This window comes from Streptomyces hygroscopicus, from assembly GCF_026168105.1.
In the GTDB taxonomy this organism is placed as follows: domain Bacteria; phylum Actinomycetota; class Actinomycetes; order Streptomycetales; family Streptomycetaceae; genus Streptomyces; species Streptomyces hygroscopicus_D.
Genome location: NZ_LBMW01000003.1, coordinates 73,199 through 95,994, shown reverse-complemented (window position 1 = coordinate 95,994; position 22,796 = coordinate 73,199). Strand labels below are relative to the sequence as shown.

Genomic DNA, 22,796 nt, shown 5'->3' with positions numbered 1-22,796 from the left:
GTAGTCCCGCAGGCGGGGTGTCACCGTCATTCGGCCTGCGCCACAGTGGTGTTCGGATCACGTGAGACCCCCGCGGCCGGCACACGGCGACGCGGTTCGCAGATCATCTCCAGTGCCCTGGGCCCGAGGGTCGCCGCCGGACGCGGCTGCTCCACATGTCCGGGCAACGGGCGCAGCCGCCAGCGACGGGCGATCGCCGCGACGGCCAGGGTGGCCTCCGCCATGGCGAACGTGTCACCGATGCATTTGCGGCTGCCGGCCGCGAAGGGCAGCATCGCGCCGTTCGGCGCCGCCGCGGTCTGTCCGGGCAACCAGCGTTCGGGGAGGAACCGGTCGGGGTCCGCGAAGGACCCGGGGTCGTGGTGCAGGAGATAGGGGCTGTACAGGACGGTGGCGCCCCCGGGGAGCCGAAGTCCGGCGAGCTCCGTCTCCCTGGTGGTGGTCCGGGTGAAGAGCCAGCCGGGCGGGTACACACGCAGGGTCTCCATGACGACGCTGCGGGTGTGGACCAGGCCGGGCAGTTCCCGCAGGCCGGGACGGAGCCCGTCGGTGAGCACGGCGTCGGCTTCGGCGTGCACTCGGCGCTCGACCTCCGGATGAGCGGGCAGGAGGCTGAAGACGGAACCCAGACACATCGCCGTGCTTTCGACTCCGGTGAGCAGAAGAGTGATCAACTGGTCGTGTATTTCCCGGCCGGTGACCCCCGAGGCTCCCCCGCGGTCTGCCTCGGCTTCCAGTAGGGACCCCAGCAGATCGTCCCGGGGAGTGCCCCTCCGACGCTCGTCGACGACCGAGTCGATGATCGCGTGCAGGCGGTCGAACGCCCGCCGATAGCGGCGGTTTGCGGGCGTGGGAATGCGGAACAGGGGGCCGAGCGGCACGACCGTACGGATGAACAGCCCCTGGACGAGGGCGGCGAGACAGTTCCGCACCTCGGCGACGGTCGCGGCGTCGAGGGAGTCGGAGAGGAGGACCCGGCTGGTCACCCGTGTGGTCAGGGCCAGCATGGCCGCACTGACGTCGACCTTCGTCCCGGACCGCCACGCCCGGCACGTCGACTCGGCCTCCTCGCCCATCACCGTGGCGTAGTCGGCGATCCGGGAGGGACGGAAGGTGGGCTGAATGAGCCTGCGCTGCCGTCGATGTCCCTCATGGCCGCAGGTGACAAGGCCGTTGCCCATCAGCGGCCGCAGTCTCTCGTACTGCGGACCGCCCTTGTCGAAGGTGCGGGAGTCCATGAGTATCCGGTGGACCAGCTCCGGGTGGCACGCCAGCCAGGCACGCCGGGGGCCGAGGCGTATCTCGACCAGATCTCCGTGCGCGGACAGGGATTTCAGAAAGTCCAGCGGTCGGCGGACCAGGGTGATACCGTGACCGACGACTGGGAATATGCCTGGCGCAGTACCCACCGTCCATGCTCGCTCCGGTTCGGGCGGGGCACCACTCATCGAATACCACCTGTCTCGGTAGGCGCATGGACATCGGTGACGGAACATTCCACCGATGTGACGCTCAGGTCATGCTCTGCCCAGTGCAACGCGCCGCCGGCTTCTGGAATCCCCTTTCGAAAGGGGCGCACGGGAGCACAAAGGAGCATGGGCGCACGGCGTTTATGGACGGCCGTTTATGGGAGCTCCCCTTCGTCCGCGGCGGCACAGTAAGTACCGTGAGGGCCCTGCGGATCGAGGCGGCTGCCCTGATGAGCCGGGGTTCGATTCTTCACGCGCGCCTTAGTCCGGCTGTTGTACAAGGGAGTGTTGGCACTATCGGTACCAGGACGTAAACGCCGTGAGGAGAAGGCGCGACATGGCCGATTCCCGGACGCGGCGGCGATGGCGGTGGCTTCCGCTCGCAGTGTTCGCCCTGGCCCTCTACGTCATCGTGCGCGCCGCCCACTCCCCGCAAGCCGGCACGCCTCACCCGCCCAAGGCGTCCGCCTCCGCGCCGGGGCCCTCGGCCGGCTCGGCCCGTCCGTCCCCTTCGGCGACGCCCTCGTCGTACGACCCCGCCGACTACGCCTCCCAGGTCCGTGCCCGAGCCCACCAGACGGGCGTCAGCGCCCAGTTGCTGATGGCGATCCTCTACAACGAGGCATACAAACCGCACGATCCGCAGTTGGAGCGGGCCTGGCAGCGGTACAAGCCGGACGCCTCCTTCGGCATCGCGAACATGCACCACGCCACCTTCGACGAGGTCAAGCAGGGCCGGGATTTCGCCGGCCGACGGTGGGAGGAGTTGCCGGACGACCGGGACCTCGCGATTGAGGCCGAGGCCTGGTATCTGCGTGACCTCTCGACCCGGCTGCCCGCCCGGTGGTCCGGTTCCTACAGCAGGGAGGACCTGCTGGCTCTCGGCTACAACGCGGGTGCGGGCAACATGCTCGCCTTCGCCCGCGGTGTCCCTCCGGGCAGTCAGGCGCGGTCGTACCTGGACCGCCTGCACGCCAACTGGGCCAAGGCCGGAGGTGTCCTGGCGAGGTAGGCCGCCCGCCGTGCCGGGCATGGCGGAGGCGGGACGGGGCCGCCAACCGGGTCAGCGACACAAGGCCGCGAGATCGGTGCTCGGCAGATGGATCCAGCCCTCCCGCCCCGCGGCCGCATGTTCGTCCTGGGTGTGCGGCCAGGCGGTGTCCCCGATCTGGACGGCCCGGGCGACCAGGGCGCAGACCAGGGCGTCGAGATGGTCGTGACTGTCGGCGCACTGCGCGCGCACCGGTTCGGGGAGAAGCAGGCCCAGGCCCGCCTCCACCGAGCGAACGATGTGCTCCCGGAGCGCTCGCGCCTGCGGCGTGGCGGTTTTGTAGCTGCGGGTGAGATGGATCCCCCACCGACGCAGTGCGGCAGCGGGGTAGACCTCGGCGACGGCTCCGGACCCGTCCCGGGGCACGGGAACACCGGTCGCCGCGAGGGCATCCAGGAGATAGGCCGCGCGCAGGGCGACGACACCCAGAAGATCCGTGGACACCGACAGAGGAGGCCGCATGGAGGTGGCCTTCCAGGTGAGGTCGTCGGTCAGCCGGAACCGCAGCGCATCCAGACCGGGCCGTCCGTCCGCCCTCTCCTCGAACCTGACGGGAGGCGGCAGCCGCATGCCCTGATGGTGGGCCTGGACCGTGGCCACGAAGTCCGACGGCCAGCCGAGGGGACAGTCGAGACCTGTCTTGTCGGCCGCCCGGACGACGGCCAGGAGATCCTCGTCCGCCTCGGGTACGAGGAGCTCCACGGTCAGACCGTCCCCTTCGCCCCACACCGCCCGGCACACCGCGGTACGCCGTGCGCTCGCTGCGAGGTCGACCCCGACCGTCACCGCCTGTGCTCGCATCATGCCGAAATCCTGCCGCAACCGGCCGCGCCTGCCGTCAGTTCGCGGTGTCGGGGGCGGGTCGGCGGCTGTCGGCGGTCCAGGACGCGAGGGTCCGCAGGCCCCGTGCTCGAGCAGCCGCAGGACCCCGTGCTCGGGCAGCCGCAGGACCCGTGCGACGGCGGGCAGCACGGGCTCGGACACCGGTTGCGACCCTGTTCCACCCGCGTGCAGTAGTCGGTGCCGATCGCTGCCGCCTGGCCGGTGCATCGGGCCGGTAGGCGGAGAGCGTTCACCTCGATGGCGGAGTCCACGCGCGAATTGCGAAGCCTTCCTCGGCATGGCCTGGATCGTTGGACGCGCCCGGCCACGACGACACGCAGCCACCCGCGGCCGGACACGCCCAGCCCGCTCCTCCCCCCACGTACGGCTGCCGCGGCACTCGCGCGGCAGTTCAGCCCACGAAGAGAGCAACAGCATGGAACTACTGACGCCGCCCCCGACCATGAAGCTGCCCGCCGAGTGGTTCACCGGCGACGCCTGGGCGGACGTGATCTACCGCGGCGAGGAGCCCTCCCGTACCCGGGCCAACATGGTCCGCTTCTCGCCCGGCGCCCGAACCGCCTGGCACTCGCACGGCCTGGGCCAGACCCTGTACATCGTCGAGGGCATCGCGCTGATCCAGTCCCGCGGCGCCGCGATCCTCGAGGCCCATCCGGGAGACGTCGTCCACACGCCGCCGGGCGAGGAGCACTGGCACGGCGCCGCCCCCGACCAGTTCATGATTCATCTCGCCCTCTGGGAGACCGACGAGGTCGACTGGCTCGAGCACGTCAGCGACGCCGACTACGGCGGCCCGCGCGTCAGCACCCGAACCCGCCCGTAATCCCCAGGGGCCGACGGCTCGGGAACCGCCCGGCCGGTCCGACATCCGGCCCCGCACCACAGAACCGAGAAGCCATCATGCGTGCAACAGTGATCCACAAGCCCCGTGACATCCGGCTGGAGAACCTCCCCGACCCGAAGATCGCCGACCCGGGCGACGCGGTCATCCGTACCGTCGTCACCTGTGTGTGCGGCTCCGACCTGTGGGACTACCGCGGGATCAACCCGGTCGACGAGCCCCACCCGATCGGCCACGAGTACGTCGGCGTCGTCGAGGAGGTCGGCAGCGAGGTCACCGGTGTCAAGCCCGGCCAGTTCGTGATCGGCTCCTTCTTCGCCTCCGACAACACCTGCCCCCACTGCCGGGCCGGGTACACGACCTCCTGCCAGAACCGGGAGTTCATCAACGGCTGCCAGGCGGAGTACGTCCGCATCCCGCTGGCCGACGGCACCCTGGTCGCCACCCCGGAACAGCCGGCCGACGAGCTCGTCCCCAGCCTGCTGAGCCTCTCCGACGTCATGGGCACCGGCTGGTACGCCGCCGTCGCCGCCGAGGTCGCGCCCGGCTCCACCGCGGTCGTCGTCGGTGACGGCGCGGTCGGACTGTGCGGTGTGATCGCCGCCGGAGAACTGGGTGCTGAGCGCATCGTCGTCATGAGCCGCCATGAATCCCGCCAGCGGCTCGCCCGTGAGTTCGGCGCCACCGACATCGTCACCGAGCGCGGGGAGGAAGGCATCGCCCGCGTCAAGGAACTGACCGACGGCGTCGGCGCCGACTCGGTGCTCGAGTGCGTCGGCACCCAGGAGTCGATGCAGCAGGCCCTGCGCTCCGCCCGCCCCGGCGGCAATGTCGGCTTCGTCGGCCTCCCGCACGGCGTGGCGATCGACGGCGAGGAGCTGTTCTACTCCCACGTCGGCCTGCGTGGAGGCCCGGCCCCGGTGCGTGCCTTCCTGCCCGATCTCATCGACCGGGTGCTCAGCGGCCGTATCGACCCGGGCAAGGTCTTCGACATGACGCTCCCCCTCGGCGAGGTCGCCGAGGGCTACCGCGCCATGGACGAGCGCCGCGCCATCAAGACGCTGCTGCGGCCCTGACACGTCCGTACCGGTCAGGGCCCGGGGCGACCGCGTTGACGGAGACGTCCCGGCCGCGCAGCTCGCGTGCCAGGATCATGGTGAGCGCCTCTATGGCGCCTACGCCGCCGGCAGTGCCCCGCCCGGTACCGAAGGCGCCGCCCAGCTGGAACCGCTCTCCGTCATCGGTACGCAGTCCACGACGAGCAGCGAGAGCGGACTACGCGGTGTCTGACCCTTCGCGTCGGATCGGCGCGCGGCTCTGGTGGACGGCCGAGGGCCTGAACGAGGGGATGCCGACGCGTCGTGGAGGGCGGGCCGGGAGGCTCGGCCGATGGGGCTGCCCGGCGGCTTGTGAGAGCCGAGAGGCCGGGCCGGCCTCACTTGCCGCTACGCGGCTGGATCCACCCCAGGGACCGCTCGACGGCGCGCTGCCAGCATGCGTACTCCCACTCCCGCCGCTCGGGGTCCATCTCCGGCATCCACTGCGCGGCCCGGTGCCAGTTGCTGCGCAGGACCTCCAGGTCCGGCCAGTATCCGGCCGCGAGCCCGGCGGCGTAGGCCGCGCCCAGCGAGACGGTCTCCGCGACCAGGGGCCGTACCACCGGGACGTCGAGCACATCGGCCAGGAACTGCATGAGCAGGTTGTCGGACGTCATGCCTCCGTCCACCTTGAGCCGCTTCAGGGTGAAGGGGGAGTCCGCGTTCATGGCGTCGACGACCTCCCGCGTCTGCCAGCCGGTGGCCTCCAGGACGGCCCGAGCCAGGTGCCCCTTGGTGATGTACGAGGTGAGGCCGACGATCACGCCCCGGGCGTCGCTGCGCCAGTGGGGCGCGAACAGACCGGAGAACGCGGGAACGATGTAGCAGCCGCCGTTGTCCTCGACCGTGCGCGCCAGGGTCTCGATCTCGGGTGCGCTGTGGATCAGGCCCAGCCGGTCGCGGAACCACTGGACCAGTGAGCCGGTGACGGCGATCGGGCCTTCCAGGGCGTAGACCGTGGGGTGGTCGGCGATCTTGTACGCGACGGTGGTGAGGAGCCCGTGCCGGGACCGCACGGCGTCGGTGCCGGTGTTCATCAGCAGGAAGCTGCCGGTCCCGTAGGTGCACTTCGCGTCTCCGGGCGAGAAGCAGGTCTGTCCGAACAGGGCCGCCTGCTGATCGCCGAGGGCCGCCGTGATGGGGACGCCGGGGAGCACGGCGTCAGCCTCCCCGTAGGTCTCGGCCGAGGACCGGATCTCAGGCAGCATCGCCCGCGGGACCCCGAAGAACTCCATCAGCTCTTCGTCCCAGTCCAGCGTGTGGATGTTGATGAGCATGGTGCGACTGGCGTTGGTGGGGTCGGTGATGTGCAGGCCGCCGTCCCGTCCGCCGGTGAGGTTCCAGATCAGCCAGCTCTCGATGGTGCCGAAGAGCACCTCCCCGTTCTGGGCGCGTCGCTCCAGTCCATCGACATGGTCGAACAGCCAGCGGATCCGGGGCGCGGAGAAGTACGTGGAGGGGGGAAGGCAGCAGCGTTCGAGGAAGAACTCCTCGCCGGGCTGCTTTCCCAGTTCCTCGACGAGCGAAGCCGTGCGGGTGTCCTGCCAGACGATCGCCCGGCCCAGGGGGGCACCGGTCCTCCGGTCCCAGAGCACGGTCGTCTCGCGCTGGTTGGCGATGCCGATGGCGGCGATCTGATCGGGGTCGGTACGGGCGCTGGTCAGTGCCTCGGGCACGACCCGCTGAAGATTGCGCCAGATCTCGACGGCATCGTGCTCGACCCAGCCGGGCCGGGGGAAGTGCTGCTCGTGCTCGCGCTGAGCGACCGACACCAGTCGCCCGCGGTGGTCGAACAGGATGCATCGTGTGGACGTGGTGCCCTGGTCGATGGACATCACATACCGTTCAACCATGATCGGGCCTGCCTTCCGATGCGTCGCGCAGGCGCCGGCGCCTACCAGCGAGCCGCGCCCAGGTCTCTGGAAATCGCACGTGCAGCTTCCCGGAGCAAAGTGATGAGAGCCGGCTGGGGCCGGCGCTGGGTGTCACAGATCCGTTCGACCGGGCCGGACACGCCGATCGCGCCGACCACGAGGCCGCCGTGGCCCCGGATCGGCGCGGCGATTCCGGCCTCGCCCATGGCCATTTCCTGCACCTCGGCGCCCCAACCGAGTTCCCGGATTTCGCCGAGCACCCGCTTGACCTCCTCCGGGTGGACCAGGGTGTGCCGGGTGTACGCCGCCAGCCCCTCCTCCAGCAGCGGTTCGACGGGCTCCGCCCCGAAGGCCAGCAGAACCTTGCCGAGCGAGGAGGCGTGCAGGGGCAGCAGGGCACCCACATCGAGGGTCTGGAGGGTGTCGTCCGGCCGGAATACGTGGTGAATCACGAGCACCTGGCCCTCCAGGGGCGTGCCCAGCCGGACGGCCTCACCGCTGCGGGCGGCCAGCGCGTCGGCCCAGTTGAGGGAGCGGGACCGCAGCTCGTTGACGTCGAGGTAACTGGTGCCGAGGTGCAGCAGCGCCGCCCCGAGCTGGTATTTTCCCGTCGCCTCGTCCTGCTCCACGAAGTCCACGTGCTGCAGGGTGCGCAGAATGCCGTGGGCGGTTCCCTTGGCCAGCCCGAGTGACGAAGCCACCTCACCCAGCCCCAGCCGACGAGGACCGCCGGCGAGCAGACGCAGGATCGCCGCCGCCCGTTCGATGGACTGGACTGGGCCGGCCATGCAGCGAGCTTAGTCCGAGTTCTCCCCGCTCACGACTGGCGTTCGGTAATGCCGACCCCTGTTCATTGACCGGTGGGCCCTTCCGTCCCTAACGTGCCATAACGCCCGGCCTCCGGCCGGAGGCGCTGCACGGAGAAAGGAGGGCTGATGACCATAGCGCAACTCGTCACCGCGCCCCGCGACGGAGTCGAACACGTCTTTCCGCTGCCGCACGACCCCAGGGCCGTCCCGGCAGTACGCCGCCGCGTGCGCGCAGTCCTCACCACCTGGAACCTGTCCGAGGACGTCGTCCAGGACGTGCTCGTGGTGGTCTCCGAGCTGGTCACCAACGCGGTGATCCACGCCCTGCCGCCGGCGGCCCTCCGGCTCTCGCAGTCCCTGGCGGAAGGCCGCAGGGCAGTGCACGTGGAAGTGAGCGACGCGGGACCCGCGGCTCCCGCCGGGCTGTCGGCCCTGTCGGTCGATCCGGACGAGCACGGCCGGGGCATCGACATCGTCAGGACCCTGTCGGCCCGCTGTGGCGTACGAGCACACTGCGGCCGGACCAGCCGATGGGCAGAGGTGCTCGCGGGGTGAGCGGCCCATCACCATGGGCCGGGGCGCCCGGTGGCGGCGGTAAGCCACGACGCCTCTCGGGCAGTTCGGCCCTGATGTGCCGCTGAGCCGGCCCGGTCCGTGCCCGGGGGCCCGTTGCTCCGGCGGGTCCGTCCGGCCCGGACACTCACCTCCGCGCCGTACGCCACGGCCGGTCGGCTGCCCGGCTGCCCACGGCTACAGCGAGCGGCGCCCTGCGGACGAGGGACGGGTTTCCGGCATCCGGTCAGCCGGTGCCCGCCGGTGAGGGATCGTCATGGGCGCTTCTCTCCGCGTCGTGCCGTATGTCGTGTCGTATGTCGTGAGGTGCCGAGGACCTCGCTGAATCGCTGTGCCGCGGCCCCGCGCCCCCGACAGGGGCCCGCTCGCCGTGGCGTGACGGACCCTGGGGCAGTACGTGCGTCGGCGCCGACAGGACGGACTCGGTGCGCGCGGGCGGAACCCGGACCGGTATCGACGCTCCGACGGGGCGGCGCCGACGCGGCCTCCACCCGATCACCAGATTGGCCCATATCCGCCGCAGCCCGCGTCCGCGCCCGTGGAGCAGGCCCAGAACGATCGCGGCGCCCACGGCGATCAGATGCTCGCGGCCTGCCAGATTGGGCTTGGCGATCGACTCCCACACCATCGACCCGCCGGTGAGTGTGAACACGACGGGAGCACGCCGTATGACGGCCAGATAGGTGAACAGGCCCACGACCGCGGCCGATGGTCCGGTGTCGAGCACCTGCCCGACCTCGGGCGGCAGGCCAAGACCCCACCAGCCCGACCCGAGCGCGATCATCACACGCACGGTGAGGGTGCCGGCCAGGGTGGTCGCATACGCGAGGGTCAGCGTCCGGCTCCGGCCCAGCGTGAGTTCGGCCAGGGCGAAGGCGAGGAACAGTTGGGTGATGCCCGCCCACACCGGCAGGTCCAGGGCGGGGACGTACAGCGACACCGGAGTGCGCAGCAACGCCAGCCACAGCGGTAGGTCGGCCTTGACCCCGCCCAGGATCCGCACCGCCACCTCGCCGGTCGGCCGCTGCGCGACGGCGTGGAAGAAGATCACACCGAAGGCGGCCACAAAGCCCAGTACAAGCCCGGACAGCCCACGCCGCAGTAACTGCCGCACCGGATGGATGACGATGTCGTGCCACTCACCGCGCAGCGTGCGCACGACGAACAGCGCCACCCGGACGCATGCGCCCCCCAGTGGCCCCGGCTCCCGGTGGCTCGCGGTGGTCGGCAGTCCATGGTCATTTGGCCCGCCGCCACGCATGCCGTCGCCCCCGGTACGGCCCTGATGCCTCTCTGCCTCTTGAAGCAAGGATTCCCCCCAACGCCCACACAATGCGCAATCCTATGGACCGGCATCCGGAAACGGGCCAGGTGGTACCGGACAGCGGAACGTGTCGCCCGGATCGAGCGCGCCGTTGCTGTCGCTCATCGCCCTGTCTCCGCGGCCCCGCGCTCAGGGCACGTGCGTGTCGCACCGAAGGCTTAGGCTCGAACCCGAGCACGCCGGTCAGGGCCGCACGACCGGAACCCCGGCCCGATTCCGGCGGGCCGGGGTTCTGGCTCTTCTCGATGTAATACGTGAAGGGTCCGGGTCACTTCCCTCCGCGCTCGCCACGCTCGCCACGCTCGCCGCGCTCGCCACGCTCGAAGAACTCGTGGTGACGAATAACGCGGAAGCTGGCCACAACGCCGTGCTTGACCTTCACACCACCCTTGACGTGGCGGGGGTGCAGCCCGTCGCTCTGGCTCCACGGGCCGACGGTGGCAATGGGAGCCCCGTTGTCGCAAGTGGCACCGTTGAAGACCTCGACGGTCTTGTGGCTGTCGTTGCGGACGTTGATGCTGTTGGAACCGAGGCCGCTGACGACCGTGACGCAGCCGTCCGGGATGGCGGGGTAGTCCCGCTCGTTGATCCGGATCTTGCCGAACTCCTCGCGGCCGAAGCCGAAGCCCTCGTCACGGCCTTCGTCGAACCTGCCTTCGTTACCCCTTCCCTCCTCGCCCCTTCCCTCGTTGCCCCTTCCCTCGTTGCCCCTGTCGTTGCCGTTGCCGTTGTTGCCCTCGGGGGCGGCGACGGGAGCGGCGGCGGGAACGGCGGCGGCCTGCTGTGCGAGCGGAGCCGCCTGACCCGGCTCGGAAGCCGCGGAGGCGTAGGTGATGCCGGTGGCCACGAGAGCCGCGCCGGCAGCGATCGCGGCGGAAACTGCGATGGAACGCGTTGCCATGTCACTTCTCCTGTCTCAGACACGTCGGCTGTTAGCCGATGCGAGATTGAACATATAGATCATCTTAAGGCGTGTCATGTCGGACATACGGAAAATATGACGAACCATCCGATTGGCCTAGCCGTGGCACTGACGCCCCGTCATTCCGGAGCCGTCCGGGTCAGGTGCGGAATTCCCCGCACCATGCCCGGTTGAGCAGGTACTTCGGCAGATACGGCGACGTGGTGTCGACCGGAAGGTCCCCGTCCTGTGCGTGACACACCACCGCGAGCGGCCCAATGCCACCCGGATGCGCGACTCGCTCGAGCCGCTCCAGTAATGCTCGTGACGGACGAGCGCCTCGGAGAGCGCCTGGGCAAAGGCTTCCTGGTCCTGCGTGATGAGACGGTGGCATACGGCGCGGGTCCGGGGGCGCGCAACGCCGGCACGCGGTCGCCGATGCGGCATCCCACCGTGCCGTCCTGTTCGAGCGACGTGGCGAACAGCGCGGTACCGACCTGCATGGCCGTGACCCACCTCCCGGGTCTCCAGCTCGCCCGCGTCGGGGCCGTCCCGCAGCGCGCGTGGGCGTGCGCGACAGCCAGCTCGAAGACGGCGCCGCAGCTTCCCTGATCCTGCGCCAGACGCTCGCACAACTCCCCCGGCTCGAAGGCGCGTTGTCGGACGTCAGAGCCTTCCGGCACATCGGGTACCCGGTGTCGGGTCGCACTCGAGGGCCTCTCCGCCGACTGCCGGGCGCACACCGTTTCGGGTGGGGAGGTGTTCGGCCGTCAGGTTCCGTAGATGGGCCGCCCATTGCACGGTGAGCATGGGCAGATGGGGGTCGGGCACGTGGTTCTGGGCCAAGCGCAGACTCCATGAAGTCGAGGTGCCGTCCTGGGAGCCGCCTCGGCCAGTGCAGCTCACCGCACCAGCGGAGCGGCGTGGGACACGAACTCCTCAATGGCCAGCCGCGCTTGCACGTCCCGGGTGTCCCGGTCCGCCGGAGTCTGCGCATGCGACACATCGCGGGTGCACTGATAGGCCCACTCGGCCGCCAGGACTACTTCGCGGTCATCAGTGAGCAGTCTGACGCGGTAGAGCGCCTGCCGGGCCGCCGTACGGAGGCGGTGTGCCGCGTCCCGCGAGGCGAGGAACGCCTCCCCCTCCGGCTCCTCCTGTTTGCGGTACCAGCGCTCCGCCTGCCCATGGCGGTAGTCCTCCACTGCCGCGGCGAACTCACTGTAGACAGTGATGCGTTCCCGCCGGAGTGCCTCGGACCGAGTGAACAGTTCACCGCGCCTGGACGCCAGACGCTGGAAGGTGTGGGTGACCACCGAACCCAACAGCGTGCCCACCACCGCTACGACACTTGTCCATATGGCTTCCACGGCATCAGTCGATCACAAGGAGCCCTGGAACTGGCATCCTTGTGAGGAACGACTGGCTCCGGTCGTGATGCACGGCCCACGGTTCCTTCACCACGGCCGAACCACCGAAAGGTCAACACCATGTCGGAGAGCACCACTGCCACCACGGACCTGACGTCGCAGTACACCGCGCAGGTGACCGTCGACCTCGAGCAGAACGTCAAGGAACAGGAGCGCATCAGTGCTGAGATCGCCGCACTTCAGGAACAGCTGACCAACCTGCAGCGCGACCACACCGTGCTTGTGAACATGCAACGCGCGCTGGGTGTCGCACCGGCACCCGCCGAGTCCGCGGCCACGACCACCGCCGCCACCGTGCCCGCTCCCCGTGGGAAGACCTCGGCCGAGACCGGTCCGAGCAGGAGGACTCGAGCGAAGAAGGACACCCCCGCGCCCAAGACGGCCGAGAAGCCGAGCGCCAGGAGGGCGAACGCCAAGAAGGCGGCGGGCAAGGCCTCGGCCACGAAGACGGCCCAGCCCACGCTGGTCGAACTCGTGCGGAGTCATCTCGGCCAGCAGAGCGAGCCGCGGTCCGCGGCGGAGATCGCCACCGCGCTCGGTGAGGCCCATCCCGAGCGGAGCGTCAAGGTCACCGTCGTACGCACCACGCTCGAAGGGCTCGTCGCCAGGAACCAGGCTCAGCGGAGCAAGCAGGGCGCCTCCGTCTTCTACACCGCGTCGGACACCTCTTCCGACACCCCTTCCGACACCTCTTCGGATGCCTCGGAGCCGACGACGGCGCCCGAAGCCGAGGCCCAGCCCGACCAGGCCGGGTGACGCCTCCGACGCGAGCGCAGAGCGGTGCCGACCGGAGTCGACCGCCTCGCGGCGCGATGAGGGTCCACCGCGCAAGGAGTGTTCCCCACCAGAAGAAGTCGGGCAGTTCCCCGGCCGGTGTGAACGGTGCGCCGGCAGAAAGGCGGTGGCTGCGGACGACGGCGTGCTCGAACTGCGAGTACGAGAATCCGTCCGGTCCGCGAGCCACACGAACGGCGCCGATCCACTGCGGATCGGCCGCTTCGTCGCCGCAGGCTCCCGGGCAGGTTCTCCGGCGGCCCTCGCCATGGCCCGGAGGGCCCTGGTCGTCTCCCCGGGGCATGCTGGAGAGGTGATCGTGCTCGCCGCGTTGTTCGCCGTCATGGGAGCCGCCAGCAATGCGGCGGGAACCGCCTTCCAGCGCAAGGCGGCGTCCACGGTCGCTCGCGGCGGAGGCCTGCGTCTGCTGCGACAGCTCGCGCACCGCCCCGCCTGGGCGATCGGTGTCTGCGGGGTCGTCGGCGCCGCCCTGTTCCAGGCTCTCGCCCTGGTGAACGGGCCGATGGCGCTGGTACAGCCGCTCTTCGTCCTGGAACTGCCCTTCGCGCTGCTGATCGCCGCGCCCCTGATGCACCGCCATCTGCCGGGCGCGGCCTGGTGGGCCATCACCGGCGTGGTCATGGGGCTGGCTCTGGTCCTCGGGTCCGCCGCGCCCTCCGGTACCGAGAACCAGGCGCCCATGGTGCGCTGGATCCCGGCCCTGGCGCTGTGCCTCGGGATCATGGGCGCGGCGGTCGTCCTGGCCCGCCCGGAACGCCCTCCGTTGTTCCGGGCCGCGGTGCTGGCCACCGCCTCGGCCGTCGGCAATGCCCTCACCGCCGCGTTGCTGAAGTCCGCCTCGGGCACGTTCTCGGACGGCGGTCCCGTCGCCTTCCTCTCGTCCTGGCAGACCTACGGGTTCGCGCTGACGGGTGTCAGCGCGATCCTGCTGCTGGAAAACGCGCTGCAGGCCGGCTGGCTCGCCGCGTCACAACCGGCGCTGACCATCGGTGACGCCACGGTGAGCCTGCTGCTCGGCGTCACGTTGTTCGGGGAGGAGATCCGGACCGGCTGGTGGCTCCTGCCCGAGGCGATCGGGGTCGGGCTCATCGCGTGGGGCGTGCTGAGGCTCAGCCGCGTGGTACCCACCATGCACTGACTGACGAGACACAGACCGGTCGGGCCGACTGCGCGTCAAAGCCGTTCCGCCTGGCGGAGGAGGACTCGGGGGCGGTGCGCAGTCGGCCGAGGGCTGATGACCGGTCGCGCCGGGGATGCCGGGCCGGGCGCGGGAGATGCCGGGCGGGCGCGGGAGATGCCGGGCCGGGCGCGGGAGATGCCGGGCGGGCCACGGCCACGGTCAGGTGCGGTCCGGGTCCTCGGCGAGGCGGGCCGCGGTCTCCAGCAGCAGCGCGTGGACGAACGCCTGCGGAAGGTTGCCGCGCAACTGGCGCTGGGCGATGTCGAACTCCTCCGCGTACAGACCCGAGGCTCCGCAGGCGGCGCGGTTGCGTTCGAACCAGCGGTGCGCCTCGACCGGGTGGCCCTGCTGGTGTTCGGCGAGCGCCATGACGAACCCGCACAGCAGGAACGCGCCCTCGGCTTCCTCGAGGGGCCGGTCGTCGTGGCGGAAGCGGTAGACGAAGTGGTCGTGGGAAAGCCGACGGTGGCAGGCGGTAACGGTGGCCCGGGTGCGGGCGTCGTCCGCGGGCAGCGCGCCGCGTACGGAGGGCAGCAGCAGCGCGGCGTCCACGTCGGGGTCACCGGGCGCGCGCTGCCAGTGGCCGTCGGCGTGCAGACAGGTCCTGGAGGTGGCGGCGAGGACGGTGTCGGCGAGACGGGTGCAGGTGTCGGCGAGCGGATGGCGCGGCGCCGCGGCGGCCATGGCACGCAGTCCTGCCACGCAGGCCAGCCGGCTGTGGGTCCACTGCCTGGCGTCAAGCTCCCAGATCCCGGCGTCGGGCTGCCGCCAGCGTTCCGCGATGGCGCTCACCGCGAGGTCGACCGCCCGCCACGCGTCGGCGTCCAGCCGGTTGAGGCGTTCGGCCGCCGCGAAGAGGAGGAGGGCTTCGCCGAAGCAGTCGAGCTGGAACTGCTGCCTGACCCGGTTGCCCACCCGGCTGAAACCGCCCGGGTAGCCGGGCAGGTCCAGTTCACGCTGGTTGGGGACGGGCGTGCCGTGCACGGTGTACGCGGGTGCCAGATGCGGGCCGTCGGCCCGCAGGCGCTCGCCGACGAATCGTACGGCGGCGTCCAGGAGCTGCGGAGTCCCGGCGGCCGCCGCGGCCTGCCCCGCGTAGCTCTGGTCGCGGATCCACACGTACCGGTAGTCGTAGTTGCGCCCTTCCTCGGCGCGTTCGGGCAGGCTGGTGGTGGCCGCCGCGACCATCCCGCCGCCGGGGGTGGTCAGGCCGCGCAGGACGGCATATGCACGGCGCGCGTCAGGCGTGGCGATGGTGTGTTCGAGCGCGGGCACGGCCTTGCGCCACGCCTCTTCGGTCGCGTCCCAGGCCTGTTCGGCCTGCGGGGGCGTGCGGGGCAGCGGCGACGCGGAACATTCCAGGACCAGGTCGTGCCGCTGACCGGGCTTCAGTTCGATCTCGGCGGCCAGGCCCTGGCCGCGAGCGACGGCCAGGGCGGCGCCCTGCCACCGCAGGCGGTGGGACCCCGAGTTCAGGTACCACAGGCCGTCGTCGCTGCGGTGCACGGAAGTAAGGGAGCCACGGCCGTAGTCGGCGTGCGGGTCGAGTACGGCCCGTACGTGGGCCGGACCGTCGACGGCGCGCAGCTGCCGCAGCAGGACGAGGCGCTCCGGCTCACCGGGGAAGGCGAGGGCCTCGCGGCACTCGAGCAGACCTTCCGTGGTGACCCAGCGGCTGCGCCAGATCAGGGTGCCCTCCTCGTAGTACCCGCCGAAGACATGGCGGGCGCGCGGGGTGACGGCGTACACGCCCCGGCCGCCGATGAGGGAGGCGAAGACTGCGTCGTCGTGCCAGGCGGGTGCGCACAGCCAGGCGATGTCGCCGTCCGGACCGATCAGCGCCCCGCGCTCCCCGTCGGCCAGCAACGCGTAGTCGTGCAGCGCGTGGGGCGGAAAGGGTGTGCTCATGGGTGCTGCCTCCTGGTTCAGGATCGACCGGGCGCCTCGTCGCCGCCTGCCGACGAGGCCCGCTCGAGACGCTCCAACGACTCGGGCCGTACGGCTACCCGTTCTCGCGAGGCGCAAGGATCGCTGCTCACAGGGCCGGTGCGGGTACCGGACGGGTGGGGACGCGTGTCCCTTCGACGGCTCCCCGGCCGGGGGGGCCACTGGTGCGGACCGCTGTGTGCCCTCCTCCGCTCCCCCTCTGCGCAGCCACCGGTCCTCGCTCTGCGTGAGTCACCTGGATGCCGTACACCACCGAGCTTCCCGCGCTCCGGCGACGGACGCTGATCGGAGTACGGACTCCGATCGCAGGCGCGCGCTGATCGGGGACTCGAGGGCCTTCCGCGACGTCAGCGACCCGGCATCGAGCAGGCCCGATACGAGGCCGCGCAGGGAGGAGATCGGCATGGGCACCGCCTTGTCACGGGAGTGGGAACACGCCGTCGTCACCGGCGGCGCCGGGTTCGTCGGTTCGCACCTGTGCGCCGCCCTGCTGGACGCGGGCGCGGCTGTCACCTGCGTGGACGACTTCAGCACCGGCCGCCCCGAGAATGTGTCCGCCCTGCTGGACCGCCCCGGATTCACGCTGGTACGGGAGAACGTCGCCGAGGGGCTCACCGTCGAGGGACCTCCCGATCTCGTACTCCATCTCGCTTCCCCGGCCTCCCACGCCGACTATCTGCGCCTGCCCCTGCACACGATGGAGACCGGCAGCCTCGGTACGCGCAACGCCCTGGAGCTCGCGCGCCGCTCCGGAGCACGCTTCCTGCTCGCCTCGACGTCCGAGGTCTACGGCGACCCGCAGGAGCACCCCCAGGACGAGCGGTACTGGGGCCATGTGAACCCGGTGGGACCACGGAGCGTGTACGACGAAGCGAAGCGGTTCGGTGAGGCCCTCACCACCGCTCATTCCGATGCGAAGGGCACCGACACCGCCATCGTGCGGCTCTTCACCACCTACGGCCCGCGGATGCGGGGCAACGACGGCCGTGCGGTGCCGACCTTCGTCCGGCAGGCGTTGCAGGGCCAACCCCTCACCGTGACCGGGGACGGCCACCAGACCCGCTCGCTGTGCTACGTCGACGACACCGTCCGCGGCATCCTCGCGAGCGCGGCGCACGGCATGCGCGGCCCCGTCAACATCGGCGGTCCCGCCGAGCTCACCATGCTCGACCTGGCACGCCTCGTCATCGAGCTCACCGGATCGAGGTCGGAGATCCGCTTCATCGAGCGGCCGACGGACGACCCGGCCGTGCGCTGCCCGGACATCACCCTGGCCCGCGACAAGCTCGGCTGGGAACCCGAGGTGGCCGCTGAGGAGGGCCTGCGGCGCACGATCGACTGGTTCCGCGCCACTGCCGGCCGTTGACCGTCGCGAGCGCCCGCCTCCCGGCCGACGCCCCGGAAGCGGCACCGGCTCCGCCCGGTCCGCCGCACCCCGGCTTCGCTCCGGTCCCGTCACGTCGGTGGCCATGTCCCGACCGGTTTGGACACCCGGCTCATCGCATCGCCGAAAGGCCTCGGACCCCATGCGCATCCTCGGAAACCACGCTCTCTGCCAGGACCCCGCCGCCGCCCGCCCGGAGCGGGCGGCCCGGGCGGCGACCGCCCTCGCCGCCGTCGGTCGTCGGGTCGTCGTCACCAGGGGCCACGGCGAACGGGAGCCCACCGCGAAGGTCGCGTGGACGCACGGTCGCGGCCTCGGCCGGGTCATGGATCCCCGGCAGCCGACAGGGGTGCCGGCCGGATCCCGGGGGGCGGTGGCCGACGGCACCGGACCCGCCGGTCCCGCCGCAGCGGCCGGGACGCCGGTCGTCTCGCTGTTCGCGCCGGTGGTACCGGCCGAGCGACGGCGCCCCTTCGGCGTACCGCACGTCCTGCTCGGGGATCGGACGGCGGCGGGCACGAGCAGCAGGACCCGGCACTGCCCGGCGTCGGGTCGTCCATGCCCCGAGGGGACGAGCGACGCCGCGGTGCTCGCCGTCATGACGACTCTCTGTGAGGAACGACCGGCCGGGACCGGGAACTCTCCGCCTGCCCGTGGAACGCGCCGGGCGCATCCCGACGCGGACGCCTCGCCGCGGCCCTGCGAGGTTCCCGCCCCGGGCGGCGGGCCCGAAACGGAACGAGGAGCGACCGTATGAACATCCTGTTGTGGCATGTGCACGGCTCCTGGACGACGGCTTTCGTCCAAGGCGCCCACACCTACCTCGTTCCCGTTCCCCCGGCCCGCGGCCCGGACGGACTCGGGCGGCCCCGCACCAGCTCCTGGCCCGCCTCGGTACGGGAAGTGACGCCGGAGGAGCTGCGGGACACTGAGGTGGATCTGGTCCTCCTCCAACGGCCGCACGAGCTCGAGCTGGCCGAACGCCGGCTCGGCGGTCGCCGCCCGGGCCGTGATGTGCCCGCCGTCTATCTCGAGCACAACGCGCCGGACGGCGCCGTCCCCGACAGCCGCCACCCGTTCGCCGACCGCGCCGATCTGACGCTGGTTCATGTCACCCACTTCAACCGGCTGTTCTGGGACTGCGGTACCACCCGTACCGAGGTGATCGAGCACGGCATCGTCGACCCGGGGCACCAGTACACCGGCCGGCTCGCCCGTGCGGCCGTCGTCGTCGACGATCCCGTCCGGCGCGGCCGTCGTACCGGTACGGATCTGCTGCCCGCCCTGGCGCAGGCGACACCGCTGGACGTCTTCGGCATGCGCACGGAGGGTCTCGCCGCGCACCTCGGTCTCAGCGAGGAGGAGTGCCGTACCGCCGACCTGCCCCAGTCCGAGCTGCACAGGGCGATGGCGGAGCGCCGTCTGTATCTGCATCCGGTGCGCTGGACGTCCCTGGGCCTGTCGCTGCTGGAGGCCATGCACCTCGGCATGCCGGTCGTCGCGCTCGCCACGACGGAGGCGGTCGAGGCGGTCCCGCGCGGCGCGGGCGTGCTGTCCACCCGCCCGCACATCCTGGCCCGGGCCGCGCGGCACTATCTGCACGAACCGGAGGCCGCGGCCGCGGACGGCGCCCGCGCCCGCCAGGCCGCCCTCGCACGCTACGGCCTCAAGCGCTTCCTCGACGACTGGGAGCGCGTCATGACGGAGGTGCGCTCATGACCTCATCCCTGAAGCCCTTTCGCACGGGCTTCCCCGACTCCGAGGGCCCCGGCTCGCTCGAGATCGCGCTCGTCTCGGAACACGCGAGCCCGCTCGCCGCCCTCGGCGGGGTGGACGCGGGCGGACAGAACGTCCATGTCGCCTTTCTGGCACACGCGCTCGCCGACCGGGGGCACCGGGTCACCGTCTACACCCGCCGGGACTGCCCGGACCTGCCGGACCGGGTGGCGCTGCGAAACGGGGTCGAGGTGCGCCATGTGCCCGCGGGTCCGCCGGAGCCGATACCCAAGGACGAACTCCTCCCCCATATGGGGGCCTTCGGCCGCCATCTGGCCCGGACCTGGCAGGTGAGGGCACCCGACCTGGTCCACTCGCACTTCTGGATGTCGGGGCTCGCCTCCCTGCAGGCCGTGCGCGAGTTGGGGCTGCCCCTGCTGCACACGTACCACGGGCTGGGCACGGTGAAGCGACGGCATCAACGGCTGGCGGACACCAGTCCGTCCAACCGGATCACCTTGGAGACGGAGGTCGGCCTGGCCTCGGACCGGATCATCGCCACCTGCCGGGACGAGGTCGTCGAACTGGGCAGAATGGGCATTTCCGCCGCCAAGGTGGACGTCGTGCCGTGCGGGGTCGACACCGAGCAGTTCACCCCGCGAGGACCGGCCGCGAAGCGCGGTGTCCATCCGTATCGGCTGATCCAAGTCGGCCGCCTGGTCGCGCGCAAGGGTGTCGCGGTCTCCGTCGCGGCCCTGACCCAGCTGCCGGACACGGAACTCGTCATCGTCGGCGGTCCCCCGGCCAACCGGCTCGACGGCGATCCCGAGGTGCGCCGGTTGCGTGACATCGCCGACGAGGCCGGTGTCGCCGACCGGGTCCGCTTCACCGGCAGGGTCCCGGGTCACGAGGTGCCCCCGCTGCTGCGCGGAGCCGACGTCGTGGTGTGCCCGGCGGACTACGAGCCGTTCGGCATCGTCCCGCTGGAGGCCATGGCCTGCGGCAAACCCGTCGTCGCCGGCGCGGTGGGCGGCCACCTGGACACCGTCGCGGACCCGGGCACCGGCCGGCTGGTGCCGCCCCGCGACCCCGGGGCCCTCGCCGGGGCGGTCGGTGAGCTGCTCTCCGACCCAGAGGCGCGGGCAGCCTGTGGCGCCGCCGGGCGGCGTCGCGTCCTGCGCCGGTACGGCTGGGCACGGATCGCCGCAGCGACCGAGGCGGCGTACTGCGCCGTACTCGAGGCACAGCCGTCCGCGGCGGTGATGGTCTGAGGCAGTCCCCTCCGTCCCGGCCCGCGCGGCGCCCGGGCCGGGACACGGCGATCTACCTGTCCACGGCCCGGAACACCTGCCGCGACTCCTGAAGGCGCAGCTCCTCCAGCGTGCGCAGCTGCCGCTGCGCTCGTTCGAACAGCTCCTCGAGATTGTGCCGGTCCAGACGTCCGTCGTCGTCCGCGAGCTGGAGCAACAGCCGCCATCCGGCGGCCTTTCCCTCGACGCCGAGCCGAAGGAACTCAAGTTCGAGCACATTGCTGAGCGGAGAACGTCCTACCAGACGGCCGTTGGTCTTCAGGCGTCCCGCCTTCTCGGACGCCCACGCCGCGCCGACCTTGTAACGGTGTGAGGACACCCCGAGCCGCCTCATGATGTCGAGCAGGCTCCTGCGGTCCTCCGCGATCTCGGCGGCGATCGGCGCCAAGGCCCTGCCGAGCGGCGAGCCGTGAAGGGCCCGGACCGTGTACTGGGCGCGCTCGCAGCCGATGGTCGAACCCGCCAGATGGTCGTTGAGGTAGACACCGAGCAGGTCCGTACGGATGCGCCCGCCGTGCCGAGCCTGTGTCGTCATGGGCTGTCCCCTTTCCCGGCGCTTACCGGTTTCCCGGTGCTTCCCGCCGTCCCGGCCGCCCGAAGGCGGCGAGACCGCACGGGTACCCGCTCCGCCCGGAGCCCACCCGTCCCGCGGCACCCTCCGTATCGCCGCCATGCCGGCGTCAAGCACGCCTGGGCCGATGGGGAACGGTGCGTGTCGCACGGCGCATACGGGTCCCGGTGCCGCGAAGCTGAGCCGGGGGATGACGCGGGAAGCCGGGTGGCGAGAGAGGACATGTTCGATGGAGCCGGTCATCTTGGTGCCTCACGCCCTGGCCGCCGCGGCCGTCACCCCGGAAAACCTGGACGCGGCGCGCGCCCAGATGGGCTTCTCGCTCGCCTGGCACATCGTGCTGGCCTGCCTCGGCGTCGGCCTGCCCCTGCTGACCATGATCGCGGAGTGGTGGGGTCTGCGGACCGGTGATCCCTCGTACCGCCTGCTGGCCCGACGGTGGGCGCGTGCCATGGGCGTGCTCTTCGCCGTCGGGGCGGTGTCCGGCACCATCCTGAGTTTCGAACTGGGCCTGCTGTGGCCCGGCCTGATGGGAATCTACGGTCAGGTCATCGGCCTGCCGTTCGCCATGGAGGGCATCGCCTTCTTCATCGAGGCGATCTTCCTGGGCATCTATCTGTACGCGTGGGACCGGCTGCCGCCACGCACCCATCTGCTCACGGGCGTGCCCATCGTCGTCGCCGGTGTCGCGTCCGCCTTCTTCGTCGTGGCCGCCAATGCCTGGATGAACCAGCCGCGCGGCTTCACCGTGCGGGACGGCAAGGTGGTGCACGTCGACCCCTGGGCGGCGATGTTCAATCCGGCGACACCACCGCAGACGACGCACATGATCCTGGCGGCGCTCATGGTGGCCGCATTCCTCACCAGCAGCGTCTACGCGGTCGCGCTGCTGCGCGGCCGCCGGGACCGCTACCACCGCCTGGGCCTCACTCTTCCCCTGGCCCTGGGCGCGGTCGTCACCCCGGTCCAGTTGGTCGTCGGGGACTGGGCCGCACGGTTCGTCGCGCACTACCAGCCGGTCAAACTGGCGGCGATGGAAGGCGTCTACGGCACCGGCAGCCACGTACCCCTGACCGTCGGCGGGATCGCGGGACACAACACCCTGCAGTACGGGCTGAAGATCCCCGACGGGCTGTCCCTGCTGGTCGGTTACAGCCCGAACACGGTGATCAAGGGACTCGACCGGGTACCGCCCGGCCTGCGTCCCCCGGTCACCGGGGTTCATCTGGTTTTCGACCTCATGGTCGGCTGCGGTCTCTTCCTGCTCGCGGTGAGCGTGTGGCTGCTCGTACTCGCGCTGCGCCTCAGGCGCCACCCCGGCCCCTGGCTGGAGGGCGCGAGCCGCACGCTGCGCTTCTTCCTCGCGCTCGGGGCACTCTCCGGACCGGCGGCGGTCATCGCCCTCGAGTGCGGCTGGACGGTGACCGAGGAAGGACGCCAACCGTGGGTCGTATGGGGCCTGCTGCGGGTCCAGGACGCGGTGAACGTCGCTCCAGGGCTGCTGGCCGGACTGTGGCTCGTGGTGGGCGTCTATGTGCTGCTGACCGTGGGCACGGTCTACGTGCTCCGCCGGCTGACACGCGAACGGCCCGTCCCCCTCGCTCCCCAGGAGCACGACGTCCGGGAGTACCCCGTTGTCTGAGATGTCCGACCGCTCGCACACCCCGCCCATGGGCACCAT

Annotated in this window: 21 protein-coding genes and 1 pseudogene; 12 read left to right on the top strand and 10 right to left on the bottom strand. The window is 71.1% G+C overall.

Annotated features, from left to right (window positions below; genetic code table 11):
* Window positions 1–26 precede the first annotated feature (26 nt).
* The gene (locus AAW14_RS04385) at window positions 27–1,409 is read right to left on the bottom strand and encodes a cytochrome P450 (protein WP_265560085.1); all 1,383 of its coding nucleotides are present in this window, start codon (window positions 1,407–1,409) and stop codon (window positions 27–29) included.
* A 397-nt stretch (window positions 1,410–1,806) separates the two neighbouring features.
* Between AAW14_RS04385 and AAW14_RS04380 the strand changes: the two genes are divergently transcribed.
* The gene (locus tag AAW14_RS04380; protein ID WP_265560083.1) at window positions 1,807–2,481 is read left to right on the top strand and encodes a lytic transglycosylase domain-containing protein; all 675 of its coding nucleotides are present in this window, start codon (window positions 1,807–1,809) and stop codon (window positions 2,479–2,481) included.
* A 51-nt stretch (window positions 2,482–2,532) separates the two neighbouring features.
* Here AAW14_RS04380 and AAW14_RS04375 read toward each other — a convergent pair whose 3' ends face one another.
* Window positions 2,533–3,324, bottom strand: coding sequence for a DUF429 domain-containing protein (locus AAW14_RS04375; RefSeq protein WP_265560081.1), 792 nt, complete (start codon window positions 3,322–3,324; stop codon window positions 2,533–2,535).
* A gap of 454 nt (window positions 3,325–3,778) precedes the next feature.
* On the opposite strand from AAW14_RS04375, the gene AAW14_RS04370 reads away from it, so the two are divergent.
* Both AAW14_RS04370 and AAW14_RS04365 read left to right on the top strand, forming a co-directional pair.
* Window positions 3,779–4,186: a cupin domain-containing protein gene (locus AAW14_RS04370; RefSeq protein WP_265560080.1), complete on the top strand. Its 408-nt coding sequence runs from the start codon at window positions 3,779–3,781 to the stop codon at window positions 4,184–4,186.
* A 77-nt stretch (window positions 4,187–4,263) separates the two neighbouring features.
* Window positions 4,264–5,280: a zinc-dependent alcohol dehydrogenase family protein gene (locus AAW14_RS04365; RefSeq protein WP_265560079.1), complete on the top strand. Its 1,017-nt coding sequence runs from the start codon at window positions 4,264–4,266 to the stop codon at window positions 5,278–5,280.
* Between the two features lie 16 nt (window positions 5,281–5,296).
* Here AAW14_RS04365 and AAW14_RS04360 read toward each other — a convergent pair.
* From AAW14_RS04360 to AAW14_RS04350, 3 genes and pseudogenes are all read right to left on the bottom strand, one after another.
* Window positions 5,297–5,386: pseudogene (locus tag AAW14_RS04360) on the bottom strand (3-ketoacyl-ACP reductase); the annotation flags it as partial.
* Between the two features lie 253 nt (window positions 5,387–5,639).
* Window positions 5,640–7,154: a glycerol kinase GlpK gene (gene glpK, locus AAW14_RS04355; RefSeq protein WP_265560077.1), complete on the bottom strand. Its 1,515-nt coding sequence runs from the start codon at window positions 7,152–7,154 to the stop codon at window positions 5,640–5,642.
* Between the two features lie 41 nt (window positions 7,155–7,195).
* Window positions 7,196–7,963 carry an IclR family transcriptional regulator gene (locus AAW14_RS04350; RefSeq protein ID WP_265560075.1) on the bottom strand — a complete coding sequence of 256 codons (768 nt, stop codon included), beginning with the start codon at window positions 7,961–7,963 and terminating at the stop codon, window positions 7,196–7,198.
* A gap of 147 nt (window positions 7,964–8,110) precedes the next feature.
* Here AAW14_RS04350 and AAW14_RS04345 point away from each other — a divergent pair, with 147 nt between their 5' ends.
* On the top strand, window positions 8,111–8,539 hold the full coding sequence (locus AAW14_RS04345; protein WP_265560072.1) for an ATP-binding protein: 429 nt from the start codon (window positions 8,111–8,113) through the stop codon (window positions 8,537–8,539).
* A gap of 244 nt (window positions 8,540–8,783) precedes the next feature.
* On the opposite strand, the gene AAW14_RS04340 is transcribed toward AAW14_RS04345, so the two are convergent.
* Both AAW14_RS04340 and AAW14_RS04335 read right to left on the bottom strand, forming a co-directional pair.
* The gene (locus tag AAW14_RS04340) at window positions 8,784–9,731 is read right to left on the bottom strand and encodes a hypothetical protein (protein WP_265560071.1); all 948 of its coding nucleotides are present in this window, start codon (window positions 9,729–9,731) and stop codon (window positions 8,784–8,786) included.
* Between the two features lie 418 nt (window positions 9,732–10,149).
* Complete coding sequence (locus AAW14_RS04335; RefSeq protein ID WP_265560069.1) at window positions 10,150–10,782, bottom strand: hypothetical protein; 633 nt, start codon at window positions 10,780–10,782, stop codon at window positions 10,150–10,152.
* A gap of 324 nt (window positions 10,783–11,106) precedes the next feature.
* On the opposite strand from AAW14_RS04335, the gene AAW14_RS04330 reads away from it, so the two are divergent.
* A complete protein-coding gene (locus AAW14_RS04330) occupies window positions 11,107–11,394 on the top strand; it encodes a hypothetical protein (protein WP_265560067.1) in 288 nt (95 codons plus the stop codon).
* A 290-nt stretch (window positions 11,395–11,684) separates the two neighbouring features.
* On the opposite strand, the gene AAW14_RS04325 is transcribed toward AAW14_RS04330, so the two are convergent.
* Window positions 11,685–12,152, bottom strand: a complete 468-nt coding sequence (locus AAW14_RS04325) for a hypothetical protein (RefSeq protein WP_265560065.1) — start codon at window positions 12,150–12,152, stop codon at window positions 11,685–11,687.
* A gap of 120 nt (window positions 12,153–12,272) precedes the next feature.
* Between AAW14_RS04325 and AAW14_RS04320 the strand changes: the two genes are divergently transcribed.
* Together AAW14_RS04320 and AAW14_RS04315 are read left to right on the top strand one after the other, a co-directional pair.
* The gene (locus AAW14_RS04320; RefSeq protein WP_265560063.1) at window positions 12,273–12,968 is read left to right on the top strand and encodes a hypothetical protein; all 696 of its coding nucleotides are present in this window, start codon (window positions 12,273–12,275) and stop codon (window positions 12,966–12,968) included.
* Window positions 12,969–13,299: 331 nt separating this feature from the next.
* Window positions 13,300–14,145, top strand: coding sequence for a DMT family transporter (locus tag AAW14_RS04315; RefSeq protein ID WP_265560393.1), 846 nt, complete (start codon window positions 13,300–13,302; stop codon window positions 14,143–14,145).
* 201 nt (window positions 14,146–14,346) lie between these two features.
* On the opposite strand, the gene AAW14_RS04310 is transcribed toward AAW14_RS04315, so the two are convergent.
* Window positions 14,347–16,095 (bottom strand): glycoside hydrolase family 15 protein, encoded by a 1,749-nt coding sequence (locus tag AAW14_RS04310; RefSeq protein ID WP_265560060.1) that lies wholly within the window; start codon window positions 16,093–16,095, stop codon window positions 14,347–14,349.
* A gap of 442 nt (window positions 16,096–16,537) precedes the next feature.
* Here AAW14_RS04310 and AAW14_RS04305 point away from each other — a divergent pair, with 442 nt between their 5' ends.
* From AAW14_RS04305 to AAW14_RS04290, 4 genes are all read left to right on the top strand, one after another.
* Entirely contained in the window at window positions 16,538–17,500 is a 963-nt protein-coding gene (locus AAW14_RS04305; protein ID WP_265560058.1) for an NAD-dependent epimerase/dehydratase family protein, read from the top strand.
* 160 nt (window positions 17,501–17,660) lie between these two features.
* Window positions 17,661–18,275, top strand: coding sequence for a hypothetical protein (locus AAW14_RS04300; RefSeq protein ID WP_265560056.1), 615 nt, complete (start codon window positions 17,661–17,663; stop codon window positions 18,273–18,275).
* Window positions 18,272–19,237, top strand: a complete 966-nt coding sequence (locus AAW14_RS04295; RefSeq protein ID WP_265560054.1) for a glycosyltransferase — start codon at window positions 18,272–18,274, stop codon at window positions 19,235–19,237. The genes AAW14_RS04300 and AAW14_RS04295 overlap by 4 nt, the downstream gene beginning before the upstream one ends.
* Window positions 19,234–20,505, top strand: coding sequence for a glycosyltransferase (locus AAW14_RS04290; protein ID WP_265560052.1), 1,272 nt, complete (start codon window positions 19,234–19,236; stop codon window positions 20,503–20,505). The genes AAW14_RS04295 and AAW14_RS04290 overlap by 4 nt, the downstream gene beginning before the upstream one ends.
* 52 nt (window positions 20,506–20,557) lie before the next feature.
* Here the strand turns inward: AAW14_RS04290 and AAW14_RS04285 are convergent, their stop codons facing one another.
* Window positions 20,558–21,079 (bottom strand): hypothetical protein, encoded by a 522-nt coding sequence (locus tag AAW14_RS04285; RefSeq protein ID WP_265560050.1) that lies wholly within the window; start codon window positions 21,077–21,079, stop codon window positions 20,558–20,560.
* Between the two features lie 265 nt (window positions 21,080–21,344).
* Between AAW14_RS04285 and AAW14_RS04280 the strand changes: the two genes are divergently transcribed.
* Entirely contained in the window at window positions 21,345–22,757 is a 1,413-nt protein-coding gene (locus AAW14_RS04280; RefSeq protein WP_265560048.1) for a cytochrome ubiquinol oxidase subunit I, read from the top strand.
* The last annotated feature ends 39 nt before the right edge of the window (window positions 22,758–22,796 follow it).

Excerpts from the sequence above, each read along its gene's own strand:
- AAW14_RS04380 (WP_265560083.1), top strand. The coding sequence starts at position 1,807 with ATGGCCGATTCCCGGACGCGGCGGCGATGGCGGTGGCTTCCGCTCGCA.
- AAW14_RS04375 (WP_265560081.1), bottom strand. The coding sequence starts at position 3,324 with ATGATGCGAGCACAGGCGGTGACGGTCGGGGTCGACCTCGCAGCGAGC.
- AAW14_RS04370 (WP_265560080.1), top strand. The coding sequence starts at position 3,779 with ATGGAACTACTGACGCCGCCCCCGACCATGAAGCTGCCCGCCGAGTGG.
- AAW14_RS04365 (WP_265560079.1), top strand. The coding sequence starts at position 4,264 with ATGCGTGCAACAGTGATCCACAAGCCCCGTGACATCCGGCTGGAGAAC.
- glpK (WP_265560077.1), bottom strand. The coding sequence starts at position 7,154 with ATGGTTGAACGGTATGTGATGTCCATCGACCAGGGCACCACGTCCACA.
- AAW14_RS04350 (WP_265560075.1), bottom strand. The coding sequence starts at position 7,963 with ATGGCCGGCCCAGTCCAGTCCATCGAACGGGCGGCGGCGATCCTGCGT.
- AAW14_RS04345 (WP_265560072.1), top strand. The coding sequence starts at position 8,111 with ATGACCATAGCGCAACTCGTCACCGCGCCCCGCGACGGAGTCGAACAC.
- AAW14_RS04335 (WP_265560069.1), bottom strand. The coding sequence starts at position 10,782 with ATGGCAACGCGTTCCATCGCAGTTTCCGCCGCGATCGCTGCCGGCGCG.
- AAW14_RS04320 (WP_265560063.1), top strand. The coding sequence starts at position 12,273 with ATGTCGGAGAGCACCACTGCCACCACGGACCTGACGTCGCAGTACACC.
- AAW14_RS04310 (WP_265560060.1), bottom strand. The coding sequence starts at position 16,095 with ATGAGCACACCCTTTCCGCCCCACGCGCTGCACGACTACGCGTTGCTG.
- AAW14_RS04305 (WP_265560058.1), top strand. The coding sequence starts at position 16,538 with ATGGGCACCGCCTTGTCACGGGAGTGGGAACACGCCGTCGTCACCGGC.
- AAW14_RS04300 (WP_265560056.1), top strand. The coding sequence starts at position 17,661 with ATGCGCATCCTCGGAAACCACGCTCTCTGCCAGGACCCCGCCGCCGCC.
- AAW14_RS04295 (WP_265560054.1), top strand. The coding sequence starts at position 18,272 with ATGAACATCCTGTTGTGGCATGTGCACGGCTCCTGGACGACGGCTTTC.
- AAW14_RS04290 (WP_265560052.1), top strand. The coding sequence starts at position 19,234 with ATGACCTCATCCCTGAAGCCCTTTCGCACGGGCTTCCCCGACTCCGAG.
- AAW14_RS04285 (WP_265560050.1), bottom strand. The coding sequence starts at position 21,079 with ATGACGACACAGGCTCGGCACGGCGGGCGCATCCGTACGGACCTGCTC.
- AAW14_RS04280 (WP_265560048.1), top strand. The coding sequence starts at position 21,345 with ATGGAGCCGGTCATCTTGGTGCCTCACGCCCTGGCCGCCGCGGCCGTC.